The organism is Rhodoferax sp., from assembly GCF_028689295.1.
Lineage (GTDB): Bacteria > Pseudomonadota > Gammaproteobacteria > Burkholderiales > Burkholderiaceae_C > Rhodoferax.
In genome coordinates, this window is sequence record NZ_JAQTWL010000058.1 from 1 (window position 1) to 3,757 (window position 3,757).

Annotated in this window: 3 protein-coding genes; all 3 read right to left on the reverse strand. The window is 57.1% G+C overall.

Annotated elements, in window-relative coordinates; all coding sequences use genetic code 11:
* Window positions 1-138: 138 nt before the first annotated feature.
* Window positions 139-840, reverse strand: coding sequence for a hypothetical protein (locus PHF15_RS16660; RefSeq protein ID WP_300122971.1), 702 nt, complete (start codon window positions 838-840; stop codon window positions 139-141).
* A 158-nt stretch (window positions 841-998) separates the two neighbouring features.
* Window positions 999-3,443, reverse strand: a complete 2,445-nt coding sequence (locus PHF15_RS16665) for a DUF87 domain-containing protein (protein ID WP_300122972.1) — start codon at window positions 3,441-3,443, stop codon at window positions 999-1,001.
* Between the two features lie 3 nt (window positions 3,444-3,446).
* A partial coding sequence (gene trbD / locus PHF15_RS16670) for a conjugal transfer protein TrbD (RefSeq protein ID WP_300122973.1) occupies window positions 3,447-3,757 on the reverse strand: 311 nt, incomplete at its 5' end.

Consider the following 3,757-nt stretch of genomic DNA (forward strand, 5'->3'; position numbering starts at 1 on the left):
CCAAAGCGGTCGCCATCCATCCGCCGGATGCGCCTTGAACCTGACTCACCAGCGTGTCCATCATGCCAACGGCATTCGCCCATGGCGTGATGCAGCACAGCAACAGAAAAATGGCGACCCGCATCGATAGCACTCCGCTCAGTATTGGCCGGAGTGGTTGCGAAAAAAGTTGCGGTACAAAAGCTCGTCCTGGTACTTTTCGTTTTCCTGTTTGGCGATGGCATTCAGTCGGGCCTGTTCCGCCGCAATGATGGTGCCGTGCAGTGCTTGGGTTTCATTGACCATCATGCCGGCAATTTGATTGCCAGCCTGAATTGCTTGCAACCGGCCCGCCGCAGTCTGGGATGCCAACTGAATTTGCTGCAAAGCACTTTGCGTTGTCGAAAAATTGTTGGCGTTCAAGCCCAATTGCTGCAAAGCCGCCCCAATCTGGTTGTTCAAGCCCTTGTTCCAATTCACCAGATTTTGCTGTTGGTTCGAAAGCAAATTTCCGTTGCCGTAGGTTGTTTGCATGTCGGTGATGGAATTGACAGTGGCGTTCACAATGCCTTGCGTGTTTTGAATCGTGCTGACCAACGATGTCAAACGCGCCGCAATGCCGCTCCACGCCTGAATCGGAATGCCGAGCGTGTTCTGGTACATGTTCTGGTACATCTGGATTTGCTGCTGCAGCTGTTCCAGATTGCTTGAATAGACATTGACCAGCTCGGCGTTGTTCAGCCACTGGGTGGCTTCCATGGCACCCACAAACCCACCGCCACCGGCGTGAGCGGATGGTATCGACGCTAAAGCAAAGGCAGCCGCCACTGCGGCGCTGGAAAGCAGCTTCTTGGGCTTCATGGGATTTCCTTTATTGAATACTGTTGTCCCATACCGGCCAGACGCAAGTTGACGCAAAAAAGTGGCCCTCCCACGATCAAACAACCAGTAAAACCGTGGTGACACAGGGGAGGTCTGTGCGAGCGTCGGGCCAGATGCTCTTTGCTGACCTGTCACAGTCAATAGCTATCCCATAAACGGGCGGCGTCGAACTGGCCGCGCTCCCGCAACCAGGCAGACGGCCAGGTAAGCGCATCGAGCTTTTGCAGATGACGAATCCGCGCCAAATCCTCGCGTCCACTGGCCCCAACAAAGGCCATTTCCGGTGGCGTCAGTCCCAATTCAAAAACGCGGGAGCCGTCCGGGTGCAGGTGGTAATACTGGCGCTTAGGTATGGCATTGCTGACGATCTGGATTTGCCGCCGGTTGAGTCCAATCGCTTGGTACAGCCCGCACAAGGCTTCGGTTTGCGCTTGCGGGTTGGGCAACAGAATCTTTGAGGGACAAGACTCAAAAATCACGTCCGCAATGCCACTGCCAGATAAATCGCTCAGGGACTGGGTGGCAAAAATGACCGCCACGTTCGATTTGCGCAGCACTTTCAGCCATTCCCTAATCTTGGCCCTGAAGGCTGGGTGCCCCAACATGATCCAGGCCTCATCAAGCACCAACAAGGTGGGTTGACCCAGAAAACGCTGTTCAAGCCGGTGAAACAAATAGGCAAGAACGGGCAAAACAATCTTTTCGCCGCGCACCATCAGGTGTTCAAGCTCGAAGACCTGGAAGATGTCCGCCTGCAGTCCATCGCTTTCGGCATCCAGCAACCGCCCCGCTGATCCACGCAGCGAGTAGTATTCCAACGCTTCACGCAGACGGTTGTCCTGCAGGGTCAACAGAAAGTTTGACAGCGTGCGTTGCTCCGCGCAGTCTGTGGAGGCTGCCAATTGGTTGACGGCGCGAAAGAGTTCTTTGCGCAGTTCCGGTGACATTGCCACGCCTTGCAGCTCTGCCAGGCTTTCCAGCCATTCAGCCGCCCAGGTGCGCTCAACTTCACTGTCAATTTGCCCCAAGGGACAAAACGTGACGTTGTCTGATTCGCCGGCAATTTCGTAATGCTGGCCACCGGCCGCAGCCACCAAGGGGAACATGGAATAGCCCTTGTCGAAGACAAAGGCTTGCGCGCCCGGATACCGAAAATGCTGCGCCACCAGCGTTGCCAACAGCGTGGACTTGCCCGAGCCGGTCGGTCCGATGATGGCCGTGTGGCCCAGGTCGCCAGCATGCAGACAGAGCCGGTAAGGTGTGGCGCCATCCGTTTTGGCTTGCAGCAGCGGCGCCGAATGCTCAGGATAAAAGGGACAGGGATGAGCATCCGGTCCGGCCCATATCGCCGTGAGTGGCAGCAAGTGCGCCAGGTTCAAGGTGTTGACCAGCGGGCGACGCACATTGGCATACAGATTGCCAGGCATGCTGCCCAGATAGGCTTCCACCGCATTGACGGATTCGACGCGCGCTGAGAATCCTGCATTGGCGATCATTTTTGTCACGTACTGAGCCGCATCACGCAATTGCTGGAGATTGGCGCCAGACAGCAAGACGACGCTGGTGTAATAGCCAAATCGCACCAGGCCACTGCTGGCCTCGGCCATGGCCGCGACCGCGTCCGCCGCCATATCGTCCGCATCCGCATTCACATGGGTGACGCCGCCGCCCTGGCTTGAGCGCATCAGATTCATCAGTGACAGCCGCTTTTGCGCCCACTTGGAACGGTAGTTGCCAAGGGCCTTGTCCGCTTCACGCATCGGCATAAAAATGAAACGATTTGACCAACGGTATTCCACCGGCAAGCGTGACAAAAAGTCCAGAATGCCGGGGAAACTGGCGCCAGGAAAGCCCGTCACGGCGATGCAAATGGCCGTTTTGTCGTCAATCCGGGGCTCGAACCCCGTCACAAAGTCGTGATGACCCAATACCGCGTCAAGGTACATTGGCACCGTACCCATGACGAAACTGGCGCGTGGTGCCAGAGCGACACACGAAGCCAAATGCGCCAGAATCTGACTCTCGACCGATCCGGTCTCTTCGTCGATTGTGTCCACCAGGCGACGGATTTTGAGCGTTCCTGCCAGCCGTGATTCGATTTCTGCCAAGGCGGCTTTGAAGCGGGTCAGGCTACGCTCTGCCACCCCGGTTTTTTGAGCCCCGTCCACAAACAGCATCTCGGCTTTTGCCGCAGCATCACGGTCCGGATGCCAGCACAAGACCAGCGTGTAGTCACTTTGAAAACCAGCCCAATCGCCTTCGTGGGCGAGACGGCGGCAATCGTCCAGGAGTCGGGTGGTACGGTCCGGGAAAGCGCCGTCCAAAGGGTAACCAGGGGATTGACGGCGCACGGCATCTACATTCAGGCTCCAACCATCATCAAGCGCCAGGGCCGCATTGATCCGAGCCGACACGGCCGCCAGTTCCTCTTTGGTGGCACTGTCCAGGTCCGGGCCGCGAAACTCAAAACCCGCCAGCAGGCCACCAGATTTTGTGAGTACCACGCCGTTGTCGATCAGCGCCGCCCAGGGCAGCAGATCAGGCAGCCCTTGGGCCTGACTGCGAAATTCTTTCAAGAGCATTTTTTAGCCTCCGAATTTGCGCGGCGAGGCAAACGGGGTTGCGGCACTCTTGTACAGCTTGCGGTATTGCAAACTGCGAGCAAAGGTCTTGGAGAGTTGGGGGTCAAAGTTGGCCGCGCGATTCAACACCCATGCGCCGACGGCCCACAAAATCAGACCAAAAATGGCGGCCCAGAGTTGAAACAAGGAAACAATGAACACACCGGCCACGATGCCCAGTGCCAGGATCAGCTCGCGCTCAGCGCCCAGCAGCAGCATGGGCCTGAGCATGGATTGATGCAGCGGTACTGAAAAGTCAGCGCCGCTATCTTTGC